Raw genomic sequence first — 20,504 nt, 5'->3', positions numbered from 1 at the left:
ATGAAAGGTCATGAAATAGTTGAGAAAAATATTGGTTTGATGACTGTATTTATGGTCGTCGCTATTAGCTTCGGTGGTTTGGTGGAGATTGTTCCGCAGTTCTTCTTGAAAGAGACTACCACCCCGATCGAAGGTTTGAAGCCTTACACCGCCGTGCAGTTGGAAGGTCGTGATATCTACATTCGTGAGGGTTGCCACGTTTGCCACACCCAGATGGTACGTCCGCTACGCGCTGAAGTTGAGCGTTATGGCCACTATTCGGTCGCCGGTGAGTCTGTGTACGAGCACCCGTTCCTGTGGGGTTCCAAGAGAACCGGTCCGGATTTGGCGCGCGTAGGTGGCCGTTATTCCGATGACTGGCATAAAGTGCATTTGTTTAACCCACGTATTGTTGTGCCTGAGTCGATCATGCCTGCTTACCCTTGGCTGTATGACAACAAGCTCGATGGCAAACATACTGCCGCCAAAATGCGTGCTTTAGCCTCAGTGGGAGTTCCTTATACAGAGGAAGATATTGCTGGTGCTGAAGCTGCAGTTAAAGGCGTGACTGAGATGGATGCATTGGTTGCTTACTTACAGAACCTGGGCATTTTGCTCAAAGAGAAGCGTTAATGGATACGGGTACACTTGGTGCTATTTCAACCGTGTTAGTTACCATCGCCTTCTTCGGCGTGTGCTTTTGGGCTTTTTCGCCCAAGCTCAAAAAGCGCTTTGAAGAGGATGCAAAGTTACCTTTTGCGGACGATGAGCCTAACACCAAGCAGCCAGACAACAAGCAGACTGATGATCACAAGTAATCATCGATTAGGGCGGATTTAACTATGAGTACTTTTTGGAGTCTTTGGATCATTATCCTGACAGTCACCAATCTGGTGTTGCTGTTATGGATTCTTTTTGCCAATCGCAAGCGCGCGGTGGTGGGTGAAGAGAGCACGGAAGCAAAAACTACCGGCCACGAATACGATGGTATTGAGGAGTATGACAACCCTCTGCCTCGGTGGTGGTTCTATATGTTCTTGCTGACATTTATATTCAGTGCTGTCTATTTGGTTATTTACCCAGGCTTGGGTTCTTATAAAGGTATAGAGTGGAAAGATACCGGAGCTTGGACCTCAGTAGGGGAGTTGCGTGGGGATCAGGCTGAGGCGGAAAAAGTCTATGCCGAAACGTATGGCGTCTACTCAAAAATGCCGATTGAAGAACTCGCCAGAAACCCTGATGCGCTCAAAATGGGCTTCCGTTTGTTTGTTAATAACTGTGCTGTTTGCCACGGTTCAGACGGTGGTGGCAACCCAGGCTTTCCGAATTTGACTGATAAAGACTGGCTCTATGGCGGCACACCAGACAAAATTCTGGAAACCTTGAATCATGGCCGTAAAGCAGCAATGCCTGCATGGTCTGCCTTGTTGGGTGAAAAAGGCATCGCGGAAACCACTGAATATGTATTGAGTTTGTCCGGTGCTGAGCATGATGCAACCAAAGCGGATGCAGGTAAAAAGCACTTTGATGTGAATTGTGCGGCTTGCCATGGTCTGGATGGTAAGGGCAACCAATTGCTGGGTGCTCCCAACCTGACGGATGATATTTGGCTTTACGGTGGCGAGCCTGCCACTATCCGCCAGACCTTGCGCCATGGCCGCAATGGTGTAATGCCGGCGCAGAAAGATCTGCTGAAAGAAGACCGTATCCATTTGCTAGCGGCCTATGTGTACAGCTTGTCGTTAGAAGACAACAACTAGATTCCGGCGAACTGGTTGTTATACAAGGAAGGCGGGCCCAGGCCTGCCTTTTTTTTCGCCCTGTTTTTTTTGATATCTGTTTAGCTCGCCCGGATTATCCGGGAGGCTAGCCAATGAGGTGGTTCCCTTGAGTGAAAAACCTGCCAGCAATTCCCCTGACAATAAGCCGTCCGAGCCAGTTATCCGCTATGTAAATCTCTACGAGGCGGATGACAAAATTTACATGCGCCGTATCACCGGTTTTTACCAGCGCCTGCGCCGTTACACAGGCGTACCCCTGATGCTGGGTTTCTTGTTATTACCCTGGTTGGTGATTGATGGTCGCCCGGCCATGTTATTTGATTTGCCTGAGCGCAAGTTCCACATTTTGTGGCTGACATTTTGGCCGCAGGATGCGATGTATCTCGCTTGGCTACTGGTAATCGCCGCCTTTTTATTGTTTACGGTAACCGTGCTGGTGGGGCGTGTATGGTGTGGTTTTACCTGCCCACAAACGGTATGGACCCAAATGTTTATCTGGGCGGAATTTGTCTGCGAGGGCGATCGTAACAAGCGCATCAAACTGGATGCCAAGCCCTGGGGTTTTGAGAAGTTGTGGCGCAAGGGCGCCAAACAATTTATTTGGATCGCGATTAGCATTATCACTTCCCTGACATTTGTGGGCTACTTCACTCCAATTCGCGAGCTTGTAGTGAGTTTCTTCACCTTTAATTTGGATCTGGTCCCTTTTTTCTGGGTTGCATTATTTGTTGGTGCTACCTATATGAACGCCGGTTTTATGCGCGAGCAGTTTTGTAAATACATCTGCCCCTATGCGCGTTTTCAAGCGGTCATGTACGATCAGGATACCCTCACTGTTTCCTACAATCCGCTGCGTGGAGAAAAGCGCGGCCCCCGTAAAGTGGGTGATGACTATAAGGCGCAGGGATTGGGCGATTGTATTGACTGTTCCTGGTGTGTGCAGGTGTGCCCAGTAGATATCGATATTCGCGATGGTCTGCAGGCTGAATGTATCGATTGCGGCCTCTGCGTGGACGCCTGTAACAGCGTGATGGATAAGATGGATTATCCGCGCGGTCTGATCAGTTTCACCACCGAGGATGCAATTCAAAATGGCAAAACCAAAGTCTTCCGGCCGCGGCTGCTGGGCTATGGTTTGATGTTAACCATCATGATCTCGCTTTTTGTTTATTCGATTGCAACCCGCGTGCCGGTCGGGCTTGAAGCCCAACGTGATCGCGGTGTGCGCATGTATCGAGTAGTGGGTAGCGATATCCAGAACGTCTACACCATCAAAATCAGTAATATGGATCGCAGTACCCATACTTACGACCTGGAAGTTGAGGGTGATTATCCTTTTGTGATTGAGGGGTATCGGGCAATGCCTGCGCTGGAAGGGGAGGTGCTAACCGTACCGGTACGTGTCACTATTCCCAAATCTGAATTAAAAACGCGAAAAAGCGAAATTCGTTTCCGCGTGCGTGCACGTGAGAACCCCGAGCTTACGGCCATTAACACCACTACTTTTATTGGGCCTTAATCCCTTATTGGGCAGCGGCCTTTAACCAGATTTAACAGGTATTTTGTTATGAGTGAATTAGTCGCAGAAAATGCCAAGCCCTGGTATCGGGAGTTTTGGTTTTGGTTTGTATTCAGCCCGCTGATTTACATCATCATCATGTGCAGCATCACCGTTACCATTGCCCTCAAGGGGGCAGACGATGTGATTATCGATAATTACTACAAGGAAGGGCGCATGATCAACCAGGCACTGGAGCAGGATCAGCGCGCACGGGATTTAGAGTTGCTCGCGGATTTGCGTTTTGATCGCACCAGTGGCGATGTGATGATTAGCCTTACCCGTGCTGTTGGCGATACTGCGTCCTTGCCAGATACTATCCTGCTAATGATGGGACATCCGGTTAAGGAGGAAAAGGATCAAATTATCCACCTCAAGGCCATTGCGCCAGGCCAATATCGTGGCACCTTGGCTACTGAGCCCCAGTATTCCTGGTATCTGACGCTTTATCCCATCGGCGATATTGCCCTGCGTAAAGAAGCTCCCTGGACCCTCAGTGGAGAAATTGATTTTCGTATTAGTGACAAAACCGGGTTGGCGCCACGCGTCAAATAGTCGAGTCATTCATGGCGTCACCAGCCTCCTCAGCGACTTCTGCTCAGGCTTGCTATCACTGCGGCTTGCCGGTTCCTGCTGCCAGTTATTATCCCGTACAAATTCAAGGTGAGACACGCCTCATGTGTTGTCCCGGCTGTCAGGCGGTGGCGATGGCGATTGTGGATGGCGGTTTGGATAGTTTTTATCAGTTTCGGACTTCCACCAGTGAGCGCCCGGAAGCCTTCGGCGAATCACCACAAGGGGTAGCCCAGCGCTGGGAAATTTATGACTTACCTGAAGTGCAATCCGAGTTTGTGCTGCCGTTAGCGGGCGGCCTCAAACAGGCTAACTTGCTGCTGGAAGGTATAACCTGTGCGGCCTGTAGCTGGTTAATCGAAACCCATCTCAAACTAAATCCGGCGGTTAAATCAGTTACGGTGAACCTCACTACACATCGCTGCATGGTGATTTGGGATGAACAGGCGCCTTTGAGCGAGATCTTCGCTGCGCTCCATGCCATTGGTTATGTGCCGCGCCCGGCAACGGACGACCAACAGCAACAATTAATTAAAAAAGAAAACCGCATCGCCTTGTTCCGTATTGGTGTCGCCGGTTTTGGCACCATGCAGGCGATGATGGTGGCGGTGGGTATGTACACCGGCGCGACGGATTTCTGGTTGGATTTTTTGCGCTGGCTGTCCATGTTAGTGGCCACGCCTGTGGTGTTTTTCTCGGCTTGGCCTTTTTTTCAAGCGGCTTGGCGCAGCATCCAAATGTGTCATTTAGTGATGGATGTACCGGTCGCGCTGGCGATTGGCCTTGCCTATCTGGCGAGTGTTTGGGCCACCGTCACCAGCACCGGCGAGGTGTATTTTGAATCGGTATCCATGTTCACCCTGTTTTTGTTGGTGGGGCGTTATGTGGAGTTGCGCGCGCGTCATCGCAACCGGTTGGCGTTTGGCAATCTCGCCCAACTCATGCCGTTAACCGCCTGCTGTTTGCGCACGGAAAATGGCTGTGAAATTGAAGAGTCAATGCCCATCAAAACCCTGCAGTTGGGCGACCTTATTTTAGTTAAAGCGGGTGACACGTTTCCCTGCGATGGCCGGGTGGTTGCCGGTGAAAGTGCAGTAGTTGAGGCGTTACTTACCGGTGAGTCCCAGCCCGTCACTAAAAAACCGGGTGATTCGGTGATTGCTGGCACCTTGAATAATCACAGTCCATTGAAAGTTGAAGTAACTGCGCTTGGTGCTGCGACCCAGTTGTCGGCCATTGAGCGCTTGGCCAGCCAGGCCGCTGACGATAAACCACTGCAAGTGCTGAGTGCTGACCGTATCGCGCGCTTTTTTATTGCCCGCTTATTGGTGGTGTGTGCCGCCGTATTTGCGTTTTGGCTCTGGTATCGCCCCGAGCATGCCCTTTGGGTGACACTATCGGTATTGGTGGTGACTTGCCCCTGTGCTTTGGCTTTGGCGATGCCCGCCGCACTATCGGCAGCAACTGCTAACCTGCGTAAACGCGGGTTTTTGGTAGCGCGCGGCCACGTTATAGAAACGCTGAACAGTGTGAATCGCGTTATTTTTGATAAAACCGGCACCCTCACCAAAGGCCAGTTTACCTTGGCGGAGGTGCGGATATTTGAATCAGTGGCGCTGCCGCGCGATAGATTACTTGGCATAGCAGCGGCATTGGAGGCCGGCTCTAACCATCCGCTGGCGGCGGCGTTTATGCCTTGGCAAGATGTCTACACCGCAACAGCGGTGAAACAAACCACCGCGGCTGGCGTGGAAGGGCAAATTGATGGTGTGGGTTATCGCTTGGGTACTATTGAGTTTGCCGGTCAGTTTGGTTCTGCTGTAGGGACGCCCCCATTGGCCTTACCTGACGATCAACATCTTTGGTTGTTGCTTGCCAGCGAACAACAACCCTTGGCCTGGATAGGTTTGGTCGATGAAGTGCGGCCCGATGCAGCGGCGCTTATCACCAGCCTCAAGTCGCGTGGGATTGCGGTGGAGTTGCTCAGCGGTGACCAGAGCGGCGCTGTTGCCCAGCTTGCACGGAATCTCGGTATTGATGAGTTTATGGCGGGTGCCAAACCGGGCGACAAATTGTCGCACTTGAGCCAGCGTCAAGCGGCAGGTGATAAAGTGCTGATGATTGGCGATGGCATCAACGATATACCGGTGTTATCCGGGGCCGATGTGTCGGTCGCTATGGCTTCCGCGTCGGATTTGGCGCAAACCCGTGCCGATGCGGTATTGCTCAATGATCGTCTGGCGGTGTTGGCCGAGGCTTTGGATATAGCGCGGCGCACTAAAGGTATTATTCGCCAGAATTTGCGCTACTCGCTTGTCTATAATCTGCTCGCGTTACCCTTGGCCGCGGCGGGTATGATTCCGCCCTGGTTGGCAGCAATTGGCATGACTGCCAGTTCGCTAGTGGTGATTTTCAACGCACTGCGTTTGATGGATTAACGTCCTTTAAAACGAGTGTCTTTACTCTGGGTCTATTGATGGAAAGTCTGTATTTTTTGGTTCCCTGTGCGCTTGTATTTATCGCGCTGGCGGTAAAAGCGCTGTTTTGGGCGATCAATAATGGCCAGTACGACAATCTGGATACCGAAGCTCATCGCATACTGTTTGATGCTGAACAGCCTAAAAAAGATGACTCTGCCAAAACTGACGCAGAGAAAACAGCGGAATGAGTATTGATTGGTCGGTCATGGTCACTGCATTTTTATTGGGGCTGTTTAGCAGTGCCCATTGCATTGGTATGTGTGGCGGCATCATGGGCGCTTTGAGTATGGCGGTGCCTGCACAAGAGTCGCGACGTCGTTTTATTATCCTCTGCTCCTACAATATTGGCCGCCTGCTGAGTTATGTACTGATGGGGGTTTTGGTCGGTGTGTTTGCCCAGCAAATTACCGCCTCGGGAGGTGCTGCGTGGTTGCGTTGGCTGGCAGGGTTATTATTGATTGCCATGGGGCTGTATTTAGCCAACTGGTGGCATGGATTAACCTATCTGGAGTCTGCTGGCCGCTATCTATGGGCTTATCTGCAGCCTATTGGTAAAAGACTGATGCCTGTTAATCATCCCGGCAAAGGCTTATTGCTCGGCGCGCTTTGGGGGTGGTTGCCGTGTGGTTTGGTTTACTCCGCACTGGCTTACAGCATGGCGCAGGGGCACTGGGCACTGAGTGGCTTCACCATGTTGGCATTTGGCGCTGGAACCTTGCCGAGTTTACTGCTCGCGGGGTTGGCAGCCCAACAGCTTAATAGGCTGCTGCAACTGCGTCATCTGCGTTGGGCTATGGCGATTATGATTATCCTCTTTGGTCTCTGGACGCTCTGGGGCGCCGGAGGGCATGGGCACCATCACAACCACCAGGAACCTGCGGCTACCGATTCACCATCCCATGAACATCACCAGCAGTCATCATCTGCCGCAGAAGACACTGACACGCACGAACATCACCATCACTAACAAGCCTTTACAGCGCGTTGCTAGGCGCCTGAATTACCCTATGCTAAGGTGCGCGCCTGTTATCCTGAACTTAACTAGTGATTGCTGAGTCCAAGGTTTACCTGTCTGTCGTCATCTAAAGCGAGCGTCTGAGACACTATGATGAGCAAAACCCCGGGTAAAGGGTTATTGAGTACAACTGGATGTTGGTGCTTGGCGGTATTGGCCACCTTATCAGTGGCTGCCAGTGCAGAAGCGGATAAGCCTGCTATGGCAGATGATTCCAGCTGTGTACCATTTGATTCAAGTCGCGCTAAAAAACTTGCTATTACCGATGCCCATGCCCGTGTCGAAACGAATGTATTTGCCGGCATGGAAGGCAAGCGGATTCGCCATATTCAATACAACAGCCTGTCGATTTTTGATAAGGATGACCCGCGTGAAAATAACAGCCTCTATCTCTTCCTGAATAAACTACACGTCAATACACGCCCTCATGTAATTGAAGCGCAGCTGCTCTTTGAAGAGGGGCAGCCTTTGGATGTATCGCAGGTACAAGAGAGCGAGCGTATTCTGCGCAAGCGCCCCTACTTAACCAATGCCTATATTTTGCCGCTCAGTGTGTGCGATGAGCAGGTCGATTTGGTGGTCGTCACTCAAGACGCCTGGGCATTAGAGCCGCAATTTTCGGTCAGTAAGGAGTCCGAGGGAACTAACTCGGGTTTTGCTATTTCCGACGGCAACATTCTGGGGTCGGGCAATAGCCTGACTGTGGGCTATGAAGAAAACGCCCAGCGAAATTTAGTGAATTACGACTTCCGCAACCCGCATATCTTCAATTCCCAAATTGCAGTCAAGTTTTATTACGCCGATACCAGTGATGGCAGCGATATGATTATCGATGTCTCTCGCCCTTTCTATTCACTGAAGAGTCCGTGGTCTGCTGGTTTTTATACCCAGGATGTAACACTCGAAGAAACCATCCGACATATGGATGTCGAGATCAACGAATTCCAACACCAAACCATGAACAATCAGGTTTATTTTGGTATTGCGAGTGATATAAGCACCAACTATACCCAGCGCTGGTTGGTGGGTTTTTCTAACGAGGAAGATAACTTTTATCCCTCGCCTGAAACCCTGCAGACTATTCCCGAACAACGCAAAGCGGTTTACCCCTGGGTTGAATACCAATTTCTGGAAAATCGTTTCGGTGTCTTCAAAAACGTAAACCAAATCCAGCGCCCGGAAGATATTGCGCTCGGGCAAAATATGACCATGCGTGTAGGTTATGGCGGCCGCACACTAGACAATAGTGCTGATGTCATTCGCTATATAGGCACTTACACCAACGTGATGGAGGTGAGTAAACATCACATTCTGGAAGCTGGCCTTACTCTGGACGGTCGCCACTATTCGAGTTTGGATGACGTCAATACCACCATTGTCAGCTTCAATGTTAACTACAACTACTTTCAGGATGAAAAGCGCCGTTGGTACATGGGCCTTCGTTACGATTTGGGGCAGGATCTCGCCCAATACGAAGAGATAACCTTGGGTGATATTACGGGCTTGCGCGGCTATCCCACCGATTACCAGCGCGGCAATGAAAGCTATGTGTTTACCGTGGAGCATCGCTACTTCTCAGATCTCCACATTTTCAACCTGATGCGGGTCGGCACCGTGGTGTTTTTTGATATGGGCAAGGCGTGGGGCATTGAACAATATGGTTACAGCCCGCTGCTGAGCAATGTCGGTTTTGGTCTGCGTTTAAGTTCCAGCAAAGTGCGTATTGGGAACGTTGTGCATATTGATGTGGCGACCCCCACTACCGCGCGCGAAGGTTTGGGCAAATATCAAATTACCATCGGTGCGAAGCAACGCTTTTAACATTTTTATGTCGTTTATGAAAAGGTAATCTGATGCGTATTCTTCACACCATGTTGCGAGTGGGTAACTTGCAAAAATCAATCGACTTTTATACTCAAGTGTTGGGCATGAAATTATTGCGTCAGCATGATTATCCGGAAGGAAAATTTACCCTTGCGTTTGTTGGTTATGGCGATGAAGCAAACAATAGCGTGATCGAGCTAACCTATAACTATGGTGTGGAAAGTTATGATCTGGGTAAGGGCTATGGTCATATTGCTTTAGGGTGCGATGATGTTTATGCCACTTGCGACAAAATCCGTGCGAGCGGTGGAAAAATTGTGCGTGAACCGGGCCCCATGATGCACGGCACAACAATCCTCGCGTTTGTTGAAGACCCGGATGGCTACAAAATTGAATTACTTGGCATAAAGTAATTATTTTTTTATCACTCGCTACATCAAGTTTCGCTTCGGTTTTAATCTCATTTTTTAAATTAATACTTGTCTGGAGCCGGGCGCTTCTTGCGTAAACCCTTATGAAATCTTCCCTGCATGATCTACTGTTCGATAATCGTCTGGTGCATCAATTACCCGCTGATCCGGAAACTGAAAATTTTCGTCGTCAGGTTGTTGGCGCCATTTATTCGCGAGTAAATCCTACATCGGTAACTAATCCGCAACTTCTGGCGGGCGCAGCAGAAGTGGCAGCGTTAGTAGATTTGCCTGCCGCTATATTTCAACAAGCGGAATTCGCGCAGGTATTTGCGGGCAATCAATTGCTCGCTGGGATGGAGCCTCACGCCTGTTGCTACGGTGGTCATCAATTTGGGAATTGGGCAGGGCAGTTGGGCGATGGGCGCGCGATTAATTTGGGTGAAGTGATCAATAGCAAAGGCGAGCACTGGACACTGCAATTAAAAGGCGCCGGCCCCACTCCTTACTCGCGCAGTGCGGATGGCTTGGCAGTATTACGCTCATCGGTGCGCGAATTTTTATGCAGTGAAGCTATGTTTCACTTGGGTGTTCCCACCACCCGTGCACTCAGTTTGGTGACTACTGGTGAAAAAGTCAGGCGCGATATGTTTTACGACGGCAACCCTGAATTTGAGCCAGGTGCGATTGTATGCCGTGTTGCGCCCAGTTTTACCCGCTTTGGTAATTTTGAAATTTTATCCTCGCGCGGTGACAATCAATTATTAAAACGTTTGGCAGATTTCACCATCCGCACCGATTTTCCGCATTTATTGTCTGCCAAAAATAATGACATTGGTGTCGATATATATGTGCAGTGGTTTACTGAAGTCTGTATTGCTACAGCGCAATTAATCGCGCACTGGATGCGCGTTGGTTTTGTTCATGGTGTGATGAATACAGACAATATGTCGATTCTTGGATTGACGATTGATTACGGCCCTTACGGTTGGCTGGAAGGTTATGACCCCGATTGGACTCCCAATACTACCGATGCGCAAGGTCGCCGTTATCGCTTTGGCAATCAACCGCGGATTGCGCTGTGGAATTTAACGCAATTGGCCAATGCTATTTATCCGCTCATCAATGCTGTCGAACCTTTGCAAATTGCATTAGAGCAATACCGTATTGAGTATGAGCGCTGTGCCCAGCGCGACATGGCGAGCAAATTAGGTTTATATCAATTTGACCCCGCACAGGACGAAACTCTAACAGACAATTTATTGCTCGCGCTGCAAACCGTAGAAATTGATATGACAATTTTTTATCGCCAGCTTGCGCAATATTCAGTGGATGACATTGATCAGTACAGCGATCAACAATGGTTTGATAAAGTGGCATTCGCCTATTATCAAGAGCCGACTGGGGATGCCAAAAGCACGATGATCAGTTGGTTGCGTGCGTATGGGCAGCGTTTACAGCAGGATGCGGTGTTACATAATGTGTCGGACGAAGCGCGGCGCGCGCTCATGAATCGCACAAATCCCAAATATGTGTTGCGCAATTATTTGGCACAGCAGGCAATCGATAAGGCGACCCTTGGTGATGCCTCTGAAATTGAGCGATTGTTACAGCTGTTGCGCAACCCCTACGCTGAGCAGCCTGAATTTGAATCCTATTATGCCAAGCGACCTGAGTGGGCGCGGCACAAGGCCGGTTGTTCCATGCTGTCTTGCAGTTCGTAACACTGCAATTCAAAAAGCCGCACTGCAAACTCCCTATTTATATAATTCCTTTTAACCCTCGCGAGAGAAACATGATTAAAGTATTAGGCGCGGTGTTGCGCATAGTGTTACGCGGCATTTTGCTGCTAGTTGGTTTGGTTGGGGTATTACTGGGCGCTGTGTTCGGTGCAGTATTTCTGTTGTGGCGGCGCTATAAAAGTACACCGAACCTCACTGCGCAGCAACGCGAACACATTCAAACCACTTTTTTTAATAGTGTCTTTTTACTGCTCGGTCACCTTGCCAAATCGGATGGTCGAGTCAGTGAAACGGAAGTGCAACTAACAGAAGCGTTGATGGTAAAAATGGGCCTGACGCCGGAGCATCGTCGCGAAGCCATTCGTTTATTTAAACAGGGGGCCGCAGCCGGTTTTGATTTTGCTGCGACAGTTGCCGAATTTAAACAGGTCTGCGGTGTAAGCCCTAACTTGAATAACATGTTATTGGTCAATTTGGTGAATTTGGCCATGGCGGATGGTGTGCTTGATGAACAAGAAGTGCAGGTGTTACGTCAATTAGCCGAGCGCATTGGTTTTTCGCGTTTTGCTTTTGAACAATTATTGAGAATGTTAAATGCGCAGGATGCATTTAATCGCGAACGTGGCAGCTACGGTGAAGCAGTGCGTGGCGATGAGCTAACGCTCGCGTATCAAGCCTTGGGAGTTGATAAAAGCGCGAGTGATGCGGAATTAAAAAAAGCCTATCGTAAATTAATGAGTGAGTACCACCCCGACAAACTTATCGGGCAGGGCATGCCTGAAGATATGATCAAAGCCGCTACCGAGCGCTCCCAGGAAATACAAGCTGCTTACGATCTGATTAAAAAATCCCGCCAGTAATTTTCTATTCCTTTGCAAACGGTTATAGCCTCTTGTGGGATGTAACCGTTATTTTTGTGATTCATTCCGCGCAAAAATTATAAGCAGTGATAATCGCTGCATTCTGCCTAGTCTTCCATTCAAAATGCTGTAGCCAATAAAACTGTGATTCATAAAACAACTTTATGACAACCTGTTGACAACGTTGTCCTGTTGGGTGTATTTTTCGAGCGTATGTTGGTTTTGCTATTGCTATAACAACGATAACAATGAGGTAGAAAACCAGGGATCGATAAAAAACACAGGTTTTAAAAAATCTGCTGTTATTTTCAGCTGTAGTTCGTTTGTTTTTTGCTGTTTCTGTGCTTTTTTTTGCTCTGTTTTTTACAGGGTTGGGCGCGTTTTTCTCCAAATTTTATTTTCTGTTTTTGAGATTTTGCTCAGGGCTTGTTATCGCCTGAAGGAATTGTTTTGCCCATAAAAAGCGCATTTTAAGGCGTTTTTTGTGAGTGAAATTGGTGCGGACGAGGGTGTGCAGGATGCGGTTAGCGGACGAAAAAAATACTACAAGGAGCGCGACTTTTTGCTGATGTGGTTTTTAGTGTGCATCGCAATAAGTGTTGAGCGCATCACTGTGAGGGTATATCGGGCGTCCGTTTGGTAGGGCAGTAATTACCAAACGGCGTAATAAAAAATTATGCTGAGGAAAGTGTCAATGAAATCCCCTAAGGTATTAAAACTATTATCAACTGTCGGGTTGCTATCAACCGCAGGTCTGTTTGCTGCTCAGGCACAGGCGTATAACTGCGCAGGTGTGGCGCCTTATCAAGCGGGCAGTACCTACGCAACGGGTGCTGTAGTACAAAATGGTGGCAGTGCATATTCGTGTACTGTTGGTGGTTGGTGTACGGTCGGTGGCCCCTATGCCCCGGGAACTGGTTGGGCATGGACAAATGCCTGGAGCGGTCTGGGTGCTTGTTCTGGTGGTACTGAAAGCTCTTCATCGGTATCCAGCGTGGCGCCAAGTTCAGTCGCCAGCTCTGCAGTGAGTCAGGTGTCCTCGGTTGCCTCATCAGTAACGTCGGTTGCCGGTTGTGCGGGTTTATCTGCCTGGAATAGCACGGCGGTTTATACCGGTGGCAACGAGGTATCGCGCAATGGCGTCAAGTATCAAGCCAAGTGGTGGACTCAAGGCCAGGACCCTGTAACAAATTCCTCAGCGGATGGTGTATGGGCAAACAAAGGTCAGTGCTCAACGTCTTCTGCCTCGTCGGTGACCAGTTCTGTGGGTAGCTCGTCTGTAGCAAGTTCAATCACTACGTCATCCTCCAGCTCTGTGGCTAGCTCTATTGCATCCAGCGTTTCAAGCAGTTCAGTAGGCTCAGAGGGCGGTAAAAAAGTAGTGGGCTATTTTGCACAGTGGGGGACTTATGCCCGGAACTACCATGTGAAAAATATTGCGACTAGTGGTTCAGCGGCACAACTCACCCATATTCTGTACGCGTTCGGTAATGTGCAGAATGGCCAGTGCGTAATTGGTGACGCTTACGCGGATTATGAGCGCGCCTACGACGCCAATTTGAGTGTTGATGGTGTTGCGGATACCTGGGACCAACCCTTGCGCGGTAGCTTCAACCAGCTGCGTAAACTGAAAAAAGCCTATCCCAACATTAAGGTTATCTGGTCATTCGGTGGTTGGACCTGGTCTGGTGGTTTTGGTCAAGCAGCCGCTAACCCAACTGCATTCGCCAATTCTTGCTACAACTTGGTGGAAGATCCACGTTGGGCCGATGTATTTGATGGTATCGACATAGATTGGGAATACCCCAATGACTGCGGTCTGACCTGCGATACCAGCGGTTTCTCGGCCTACAAAAACCTGATTCAGGCACTGCGTACCCGGTTTGGTGCCAATGCACTGGTCACCTCCGCAATTGGGGCAGCGCCTTCAAAAATCAACGCCGCTGATTATGCCGGTGCTGCGCAATACCTGGATTTCATCATGCCCATGACCTATGACTATTTCGGCGCATTTGCGGCTAAAGGGCCAACTGCCCCGCATTCAGCGCTCTATGGTTACTCTGGTATTCCCGCCGCGGAGTTCTACTCGGACGCGGCAGTACAATTGCTGAAAGCCAAAGGTATTCCTGCCAGTAAGATTCTGTTGGGTGTAGGTTTTTATGGCCGCGGCTGGTCCGGTGTAACCCAGGCAGCTCCCGGTGGTGCAGCGACTGGTGCGGCAACCGGTAGTTATGAGGCGGGCATTGAAGACTACAAAGTATTGAAAAATACCTGCCCGGCGACGGGAATTGTTGGTGGCACCGCATACGCTTTCTGTGGTGGCAATTGGTGGAGTTACGACACCCCGCAAACCATGGTCGGTAAAATGGACTATGTACATCAACAAAACCTGGGCGGTACTTTCTTCTGGGAATTAAGTGGTGATACCAGTAATGGTGAATTGATCAATGTGATTGGCGAATCAATGCACTAATCCTGATCGAGTCCATGTAATTGAAAAAATGGCGGCCGGTGTGGTCGCCACTTTTATGAGGCTAAAATAATCATAGTGTGATTATCTCTGGCCAATAAAAAACCCGATTATCTTTTGATAATCGGGTTTTTTATTAAGCGGATAAAACTTAGCCGTGGTTGATAACCATCACATCGGTATCAACAGCGGCGATCAAGCGCTCGGCGGTATTACCGCGACGGGTTTTGGTCATACCATTTTGACCCAGAGTACCCATTACAATCAGGTCAGCGCTGATTTCTTCTGCCAGGGCAGACACTACATCAGAGGTATAGCCATTTTCCACATGGATCTTGTCGTTGGGCAAACCAGTCAGTGCAACCAGACGGCCGCGATCCGGGTAGCTCAGCGAGTCCAGATAACCATTGATGACGTGCAAATCGGCGCCGTAGGTATCCGCATAGAATTTGGCTTGTTCAATGATTTTTTTGTTCAGCTCAATTTGTACATCGCGCTGTGCTTGCATATTCACGGCAGCAAGAATCACTTTACGCTGTGCTTTTGCGCCCGGACGGATCAATACCACAGGGCAGTAAGCGCCTTTTAACAGTTCCCACTTGGATTCAGAGAAACTGAAGCGGCTGTTGTTGGTTTTGGCGTGTACTGGCAGGTAAATCAAATCGGCATCAAAACGTTTGGCGGATTCCATGATGGATTTTTGCCACTCGCTCGACCATGAGACTTCCAATGTGTACTCGATACCGGCATTGGCCAGCGGGCTCTTGATGTTTTGTTCGAACCAGGTCAGGTCGCGGAACAGGTTATCGTTAACGGAGCGAGTATCTACCGCATCGCCATCCACAGCGACAAAGGCGTGAACCTTGGGCTTGGTGCCTTGGATTAAGGAAGAAACAATAATGGCGCGCTCAAGTGCGATGTGATGGGTGTCGTTGGGGTCAACAACAACAAACAGCTTTTGTGACTTTGACATACTGGCTCCTACTGGTTCCCTAAAAAGTTAGGTTGTTATTTTTTCGTTGGGGCTAGCATAGCAACCCCCATGGGGTTTTTACAGCGCGAAAGCCACCTGCTACAGGCGATAGCGGTTAAATAAAGTTGATATGGATTAAACTGTACGCCTTTTTTACACGGCGCTTTGGATAAGACTATGAATTTGCTTGAAAACCACCCAATCGATGCGATCGCTATTGGCCAGACAGCGACCTATAGCAAGACCTTAACGGAGCGCGATGTAATCCTGTTCGCCGCCTGTTCCGGTGATGTAAATCCTGTGCATCTGGATAAAACCTATGCTGCGACCACCCAGTTTGGTGAGCCAATTGGCCATGGAATGTGGACGGGTGCCTTGGTTTCTGCAGCCATTGCAACCCGCTTGCCTGGCCCTGGTTCCGTGTATCGCAGCCAAAGTTTGAGCTTTAAACACCCGGTAAAAATTGGCGATACGGTGACGGTAACTTTGACGGTAGCGGAAATAAAAGAAAAGATTAAGTTAGTGACGCTGGACTGCGAGGCGCACAATCAGGACGGAAAATTAATCGCCAAGGGTGTTGCCGAAGTCATAGCGCCAGCGTTAAAGCAATCGCTGGCGCCAGGGTATATACCGGAGATTCAGCTAAGCACTTGATTATCCGACCTCGACAGGCTTTTGCCGGTTTTATTGACCGCTCAGGCGTTTTCCAAATGAAATGGCATAGGCTGCCGAGCGCATTTGCAGCACTGGATCTGCACTCGGCGATACCCCTGCCCCTGCGGTCACCCGGTTGGGGTCAAAGTTTACGCCATCACAATCTCTATCATTGACATCAGCAGCGCTGATCTCCAATCGCGCCACTTTGACTTTGGTGCGCGTGTCGGGCCAGGTTTGCGAGGGATCAACTTCGCTATCGCTTGCCTCTCCCAAACTGATCTCCATTTCCCAGCCGACGGCGCCCTGCGTGAGTTGTTCGCGCAGGTTGTTCATCAAAAAGTCAGTGTCTGCGCTGGCGAGCGCGTCATCACTCAGCAATCTTTCACCTGCTGTTGGCGTAAATTGCCAGCGCACTTTGTGGCGCTGTGAGTCGCTACCAGTAAAAAAGAAGGTGTGAATACCGTAATAACTGGTTGATCCATAGCTCCACGAGGGGTTGTGGCTTGCAAGCCATGCAGCTTGGGCCTGGGTATCCGGGTTTGCCGCGCGATAGGCTGCGGTTTTGGCCGGGTCAGGTTTGCCAGTTTTGGGGTCAGGGATAAAGGTTTGCAGCAGGCCGTTAAATACTGCAGGGTTTTTGGCTGGAAACATGGGGGTGCTTAGCATGGCCATATTGTGCAATTGGCCATCAGGTAATTTGATTTGCAGTGCCATACCCCTAGGGCCACGGGCAGAGTCACTGGCGGCGGGGTTGCCACCGCCCAGAGAGAAGCGCACTGTCACGGGATGTGTTTTGCCATTAAAAATCGGCGATGTGGAGTATGTATTTGCTCCCGCTAACCCCGTAAAAGCGCCTTTTGCACAAAAGCCCTTGGCATGACCTCGCCTCACGCCTTTGTGAACGCCTGAAACTGCCTCAAATGTTTGGATCAGCTCTTGCGGCCCTACAGTGGCCGGTGCGGTGGCCGGTTCCGCGGCAAAGGCCGTACCCGCACTCAGGGCGATAAGGGTGCTGACTAGTAGGTGATTGCAGTGTTGATTGGTGAGGCGTGCGAAGTGATTTGAGCGGTTGTACATAGGCAGGTTTCCAGCGTTAGTGATGGCATGTGCTCATTACGCGACACTAGCTGGCCTCGATCAGGTGAGGCCAGTGTGTTTAATTTTCTTTACCTACCGGGGGCAATATCTGCGCGATTTGCGACTATTCATCCTCCTCATCCAGTCCCGGGTTCCAACCTCCCAGCTCTTTCCAACGGTTTGCTATCAAGCAAAATAAATCAGCAGTTTTTTCGGCATCGTACGCAGCGGAATGAGCGGCGCTGTTACTGAATTCTAATCCCGCTGCTTTACAGGCCTTGGCCAGAACGGTTTGGCCAAAGGCGAGACCGGCAAGGGTAGCTGTGTCGAACACCGAGAAAGGGTGGAATGGGCTGCGTTTTATGTGACAACGATCCACCGCGGCATTTACAAAGTTCAAATCAAAATGCGCGTTGTGGCCGACAATCACGGCGCGGGTGCAACCGTTTTCTTTGACTGCACGGCGCACGGCGGCAAGCAAGTCGGTCATCACCATTAATTCCGGTTCTGCCATGCGGTCGGGGCTGTCCAGATCAATGCCGGTAAAATCCAGCGCCGCCTGCTCAATGTTGGCACCTTCAAAGGGCTCAACATGGAAAGAGAAAGTTTCGTGGCGATGTAAAAAACCATCCTGATCCATACGGATAGTGACAGCAGCAATTTCCAGCAGGGCATCGCTCTGGGCGTTAAAACCGCCGGTTTCTACATCCACAATCACGGGCAAAAAGCCGCGAAAGCGCTGTGCCAGTGGAGAGTCGGGGTCGCGAGAGTTTTCAGGTGGATTCACTGTATCGCCTTAAGCCGTGTGCAACTGGCTGGTAGTCGTGCCGGATTGGAGTTTCCAGCGCAGGGTTTCACCGGCGCGCAGCGGCACCAGTGGTTGGTCGCCCATGATCAGGCTATCGGGTACTTGCCAGTCTTGTTTTGCCAGCGTGATCTTGTCGCTGTTGCGCGGCAAGTTGTAAAAGTCTGCGCCAAAATGGCTGGCAAAACCTTCCAGTTTGTCGAGTGCGCCTGCATCTTCAAAGGCTTCGGCATAAAGTTCGATCGCGGCAAACGCGGTGTAGCTGCCGGCGCAACCACAGGCGGCTTCTTTTTTGTCTTTGGCGTGCGGAGCCGAATCGGTTCCCAAAAAGAATTTCGGGCTGCCACCGGTAGCGGCTTTGATCAGCGCTTGCTGGTGGGTGCCGCGTTTCAAAATCGGCAGACAGTAATAATGCGGGCGAATACCACCGGCGAGCATGTGGTTGCGATTGTAGAGCAAGTGATGTGCGGTGATGGTCGCCGCAACATTGGCGGGGGCGGCGGCAACAAATTCCGCAGCATCGGCGGTGGTAATGTGCTCCAGCACCATCTTCAACGCAGGAAAGTCGCGCACTACCTGGCTAAAAGTGCGATCCAAAAATACTTTTTCGCGATCAAAAATATCAATCGCACTGTCGGTCACTTCGCCGTGCAATAAAAAGTGCATACCTTCTTTTTGCATGGCCTCCAGCACCGGGTAAATCTTGTTTAAATCCGTCACACCCGAGGCCGAATTGGTGGTGGCGCCAGCAGGGTAGAGTTTGCAGGCTTTTACGCCCGCCGCTTTGGCGCGCGCGATTTCGGCTGGGTCAGTATTGTCGGTGAGGTAGAGCACCATCAGCGGCTCAAAATGACTCCCGGCTGGGCGTGCTGCCAAAATACGCGCTTTGTAATCCAGCGCTTGCTCCGCATTCATTACCGGTGGCACCAGATTGGGCATCACTATCGCCCGCGCAAATTGCCCGGCGGCATCGCCTACTGTGCGGCCCAGTGCAGCGCCATCGCGCAAGTGAATGTGCCAATCGTCGGGGCGGGTGAGCGTCAGTGTTTGGGTCATGAGTGGTGATTCCCTAGCGGTGAGCAATAAACAGCAGAAAAGTGGCCGCATGCTACCAAAAACGGCATATCTCCGCAGCCCTAATTCTGATCGGCAATTGGTAGCTTGCTGGCTATACTGCAAACACTGTCCCTTTGCTTGAGCTGAGATTGCATGTTTTTGTTCTCCAGATGCACGACCCTCGCTGTTTTTGTCGTTTTGTCTTCCTTGGCTGCAGCTTTCAGCCAGGCGCAGACTTATGCCTCTGGCTTTGCGGATGCCGAGTGGAGTACCAAGTCAGGTCCCTTTGCTTGCAGTCTCAGTCATGACATTCCCGCTTTTGGCACCGCTTATTTTGGCCAAAACGCCGGGTCAGCCGGTTTTTTTGAGTTTCGTGGCGTTAAAAAAGGCTTTCCTGCGGGTGCAGTAAAACTGGAATCAGTGCCACCCTTGTGGCGTAGCGATGTTGCACCGCAAACCCTGTTTACCGTGCAAACAACGCCAGTACGATTAAATGCGGAGCAGCTCAAGACTATGGTTGCTTCACTCGAAAGTGGTACCAATCTGGTATTCAGCAGCGCCGGCACCAATGAGGATGGCACCAGTGTGCGGGTGATAGTTGATGCGCGCAATTTTGCCGCCAGCTACACCACTTATAAGCGCTGCCTTGCCAATTTAATTCCTTATACTTTTGGTCAGCTGTCGCGTACGGTAATTTATTACGCGGGCGATGCATCAACCTTAAGCTCTGCAGCCAAAGCTCAATTGGACAAAATTGTGCGTTACACTAAAGCCGACAATAAAGTTCTGGGTATTTTGGTGGATGCGCATAGCGACAGGCGTGAAACTGCTGAAGCGGCAGAGCAGTTGTCGCAACAGCAAGCGGAATTAGTGACGGATTATTTAATTGATAAAGGCTTGCCCGCCGCATCCATCACCACACGCTGGCACGGCGATCAGTTTCCAATTGCCGATAATCAACACAAGGCAGGTCAAGCGAAAAATCGCCGCATCACCCTGCGCCTTGAAAATGAATCTACCCGCAAGGACATAGAGCGTCGTGTTGCTGCACGAAAAGCAGCGGAGGAAAAAGCCGCTGCAGAACAGGCAGCAAAAGCGGCAGCGGAGGCGGAAAAACAAGCGGCGAGTGGGGCGTCGTCCGTCACTACCAGTCAGCTGGAAGAGTTGGTGGAGCAGCAAAACCTCAATAACGGCAAACAGCCTGATCTGTAATTTTTCCTCACCTCGCTGCGCGCGGACTTGCA

Annotated in this window: 19 protein-coding genes; 15 read left to right on the top strand and 4 right to left on the bottom strand. The window is 50.4% G+C overall.

Annotated features, from left to right (window positions below; all coding sequences use genetic code 11):
* The 13 genes from ccoO (at position 1) to D0B88_RS16720 (ending at position 14,695) form a co-directional block, all read left to right on the top strand.
* The gene (gene ccoO, locus D0B88_RS16780; RefSeq protein ID WP_007643908.1) at positions 1-612 is read left to right on the top strand and encodes a cytochrome-c oxidase, cbb3-type subunit II; all 612 of its coding nucleotides are present in this window, start codon (positions 1-3) and stop codon (positions 610-612) included.
* A complete protein-coding gene (locus D0B88_RS16775; RefSeq protein WP_007643907.1) occupies positions 612-797 on the top strand; it encodes a CcoQ/FixQ family Cbb3-type cytochrome c oxidase assembly chaperone in 186 nt (61 codons plus the stop codon). Before ccoO ends, D0B88_RS16775 begins: the two co-directional genes overlap by 1 nt.
* Before the next feature lie 24 nt (positions 798-821).
* Positions 822-1,739 (top strand): cytochrome-c oxidase, cbb3-type subunit III, encoded by a 918-nt coding sequence (ccoP, locus tag D0B88_RS16770; protein WP_191966461.1) that lies wholly within the window; start codon positions 822-824, stop codon positions 1,737-1,739.
* Positions 1,740-1,866: 127 nt separating this feature from the next.
* Complete coding sequence (gene ccoG, locus D0B88_RS16765) at positions 1,867-3,279, top strand: cytochrome c oxidase accessory protein CcoG (RefSeq protein ID WP_040392739.1); 1,413 nt, start codon at positions 1,867-1,869, stop codon at positions 3,277-3,279.
* Between the two features lie 48 nt (positions 3,280-3,327).
* Positions 3,328-3,873 (top strand): FixH family protein, encoded by a 546-nt coding sequence (locus tag D0B88_RS16760; protein WP_151058582.1) that lies wholly within the window; start codon positions 3,328-3,330, stop codon positions 3,871-3,873.
* An 11-nt stretch (positions 3,874-3,884) separates the two neighbouring features.
* On the top strand, positions 3,885-6,329 hold the full coding sequence (locus D0B88_RS16755) for a heavy metal translocating P-type ATPase (RefSeq protein WP_151058580.1): 2,445 nt from the start codon (positions 3,885-3,887) through the stop codon (positions 6,327-6,329).
* 38 nt (positions 6,330-6,367) lie between these two features.
* The gene (gene ccoS, locus D0B88_RS16750) at positions 6,368-6,559 is read left to right on the top strand and encodes a cbb3-type cytochrome oxidase assembly protein CcoS (RefSeq protein WP_007643900.1); all 192 of its coding nucleotides are present in this window, start codon (positions 6,368-6,370) and stop codon (positions 6,557-6,559) included.
* On the top strand, positions 6,556-7,338 hold the full coding sequence (locus D0B88_RS16745) for a sulfite exporter TauE/SafE family protein (RefSeq protein ID WP_151058578.1): 783 nt from the start codon (positions 6,556-6,558) through the stop codon (positions 7,336-7,338). The genes ccoS and D0B88_RS16745 overlap by 4 nt, the downstream gene beginning before the upstream one ends.
* A 138-nt stretch (positions 7,339-7,476) precedes the next feature.
* Positions 7,477-9,207, top strand: coding sequence for a hypothetical protein (locus D0B88_RS16740; RefSeq protein WP_151058576.1), 1,731 nt, complete (start codon positions 7,477-7,479; stop codon positions 9,205-9,207).
* Positions 9,208-9,239: 32 nt separating this feature from the next.
* Entirely contained in the window at positions 9,240-9,623 is a 384-nt protein-coding gene (gene gloA / locus D0B88_RS16735; RefSeq protein ID WP_007643897.1) for a lactoylglutathione lyase, read from the top strand.
* Between the two features lie 101 nt (positions 9,624-9,724).
* Positions 9,725-11,344, top strand: coding sequence for a YdiU family protein (locus tag D0B88_RS16730; RefSeq protein WP_191966460.1), 1,620 nt, complete (start codon positions 9,725-9,727; stop codon positions 11,342-11,344).
* Between the two features lie 71 nt (positions 11,345-11,415).
* The gene (gene djlA / locus D0B88_RS16725; RefSeq protein ID WP_151058574.1) at positions 11,416-12,222 is read left to right on the top strand and encodes a co-chaperone DjlA; all 807 of its coding nucleotides are present in this window, start codon (positions 11,416-11,418) and stop codon (positions 12,220-12,222) included.
* 694 nt (positions 12,223-12,916) lie between these two features.
* A complete protein-coding gene (locus tag D0B88_RS16720) occupies positions 12,917-14,695 on the top strand; it encodes a glycosyl hydrolase family 18 protein (protein WP_151058572.1) in 1,779 nt (592 codons plus the stop codon).
* Between the two features lie 148 nt (positions 14,696-14,843).
* Here the strand turns inward: D0B88_RS16720 and D0B88_RS16715 are convergent, their stop codons facing one another.
* Positions 14,844-15,665 (bottom strand): universal stress protein, encoded by an 822-nt coding sequence (locus D0B88_RS16715; RefSeq protein ID WP_007643891.1) that lies wholly within the window; start codon positions 15,663-15,665, stop codon positions 14,844-14,846.
* Between the two features lie 177 nt (positions 15,666-15,842).
* Between D0B88_RS16715 and D0B88_RS16710 the strand changes: the two genes are divergently transcribed.
* Positions 15,843-16,319: a MaoC/PaaZ C-terminal domain-containing protein gene (locus D0B88_RS16710; RefSeq protein ID WP_151058570.1), complete on the top strand. Its 477-nt coding sequence runs from the start codon at positions 15,843-15,845 to the stop codon at positions 16,317-16,319.
* A 30-nt stretch (positions 16,320-16,349) separates the two neighbouring features.
* Here D0B88_RS16710 and D0B88_RS16705 read toward each other — a convergent pair whose 3' ends face one another.
* The 3 genes from D0B88_RS16705 to pyrC all read right to left on the bottom strand — a co-directional run bounded on the left by D0B88_RS16705 (position 16,350) and on the right by pyrC (position 19,260).
* Complete coding sequence (locus D0B88_RS16705; RefSeq protein ID WP_151058568.1) at positions 16,350-17,399, bottom strand: catalase family peroxidase; 1,050 nt, start codon at positions 17,397-17,399, stop codon at positions 16,350-16,352.
* A 124-nt stretch (positions 17,400-17,523) separates the two neighbouring features.
* Positions 17,524-18,186 (bottom strand): ribonuclease T, encoded by a 663-nt coding sequence (gene rnt / locus D0B88_RS16700; protein ID WP_007643888.1) that lies wholly within the window; start codon positions 18,184-18,186, stop codon positions 17,524-17,526.
* A 9-nt stretch (positions 18,187-18,195) separates the two neighbouring features.
* On the bottom strand, positions 18,196-19,260 hold the full coding sequence (gene pyrC, locus D0B88_RS16695; protein WP_151058566.1) for a dihydroorotase: 1,065 nt from the start codon (positions 19,258-19,260) through the stop codon (positions 18,196-18,198).
* A gap of 198 nt (positions 19,261-19,458) precedes the next feature.
* Here pyrC and D0B88_RS16690 point away from each other — a divergent pair, with 198 nt between their 5' ends.
* Positions 19,459-20,472: an OmpA family protein gene (locus D0B88_RS16690; protein WP_191966459.1), complete on the top strand. Its 1,014-nt coding sequence runs from the start codon at positions 19,459-19,461 to the stop codon at positions 20,470-20,472.
* The last annotated feature ends 32 nt before the right edge of the window (positions 20,473-20,504 follow it).

The sequence above is a fragment of the Cellvibrio sp. KY-YJ-3 genome (genome assembly GCF_008806955.1).
GTDB lineage: Bacteria > Pseudomonadota > Gammaproteobacteria > Pseudomonadales > Cellvibrionaceae > Cellvibrio.
The sequence above is the reverse complement of the archived record's forward strand: the minus strand, read 5'-3'. Positions and strand labels throughout refer to the sequence as shown.

Excerpts from the sequence above, each read along its gene's own strand:
- ccoS (WP_007643900.1), top strand. The coding sequence starts at position 6,368 with ATGGAAAGTCTGTATTTTTTGGTTCCCTGTGCGCTTGTATTTATCGCG.
- D0B88_RS16775 (WP_007643907.1), top strand. The coding sequence starts at position 612 with ATGGATACGGGTACACTTGGTGCTATTTCAACCGTGTTAGTTACCATC.
- D0B88_RS16745 (WP_151058578.1), top strand. The coding sequence starts at position 6,556 with ATGAGTATTGATTGGTCGGTCATGGTCACTGCATTTTTATTGGGGCTG.
- D0B88_RS16730 (WP_191966460.1), top strand. The coding sequence starts at position 9,725 with ATGAAATCTTCCCTGCATGATCTACTGTTCGATAATCGTCTGGTGCAT.
- D0B88_RS16755 (WP_151058580.1), top strand. The coding sequence starts at position 3,885 with ATGGCGTCACCAGCCTCCTCAGCGACTTCTGCTCAGGCTTGCTATCAC.
- D0B88_RS16715 (WP_007643891.1), bottom strand. The coding sequence starts at position 15,665 with ATGTCAAAGTCACAAAAGCTGTTTGTTGTTGTTGACCCCAACGACACC.
- D0B88_RS16710 (WP_151058570.1), top strand. The coding sequence starts at position 15,843 with ATGAATTTGCTTGAAAACCACCCAATCGATGCGATCGCTATTGGCCAG.
- gloA (WP_007643897.1), top strand. The coding sequence starts at position 9,240 with ATGCGTATTCTTCACACCATGTTGCGAGTGGGTAACTTGCAAAAATCA.
- ccoO (WP_007643908.1), top strand. The coding sequence starts at position 1 with ATGAAAGGTCATGAAATAGTTGAGAAAAATATTGGTTTGATGACTGTA.
- D0B88_RS16740 (WP_151058576.1), top strand. The coding sequence starts at position 7,477 with ATGATGAGCAAAACCCCGGGTAAAGGGTTATTGAGTACAACTGGATGT.
- pyrC (WP_151058566.1), bottom strand. The coding sequence starts at position 19,260 with ATGACCCAAACACTGACGCTCACCCGCCCCGACGATTGGCACATTCAC.
- D0B88_RS16705 (WP_151058568.1), bottom strand. The coding sequence starts at position 17,399 with ATGTACAACCGCTCAAATCACTTCGCACGCCTCACCAATCAACACTGC.
- djlA (WP_151058574.1), top strand. The coding sequence starts at position 11,416 with ATGATTAAAGTATTAGGCGCGGTGTTGCGCATAGTGTTACGCGGCATT.
- D0B88_RS16760 (WP_151058582.1), top strand. The coding sequence starts at position 3,328 with ATGAGTGAATTAGTCGCAGAAAATGCCAAGCCCTGGTATCGGGAGTTT.
- D0B88_RS16720 (WP_151058572.1), top strand. The coding sequence starts at position 12,917 with ATGAAATCCCCTAAGGTATTAAAACTATTATCAACTGTCGGGTTGCTA.
- ccoP (WP_191966461.1), top strand. The coding sequence starts at position 822 with ATGAGTACTTTTTGGAGTCTTTGGATCATTATCCTGACAGTCACCAAT.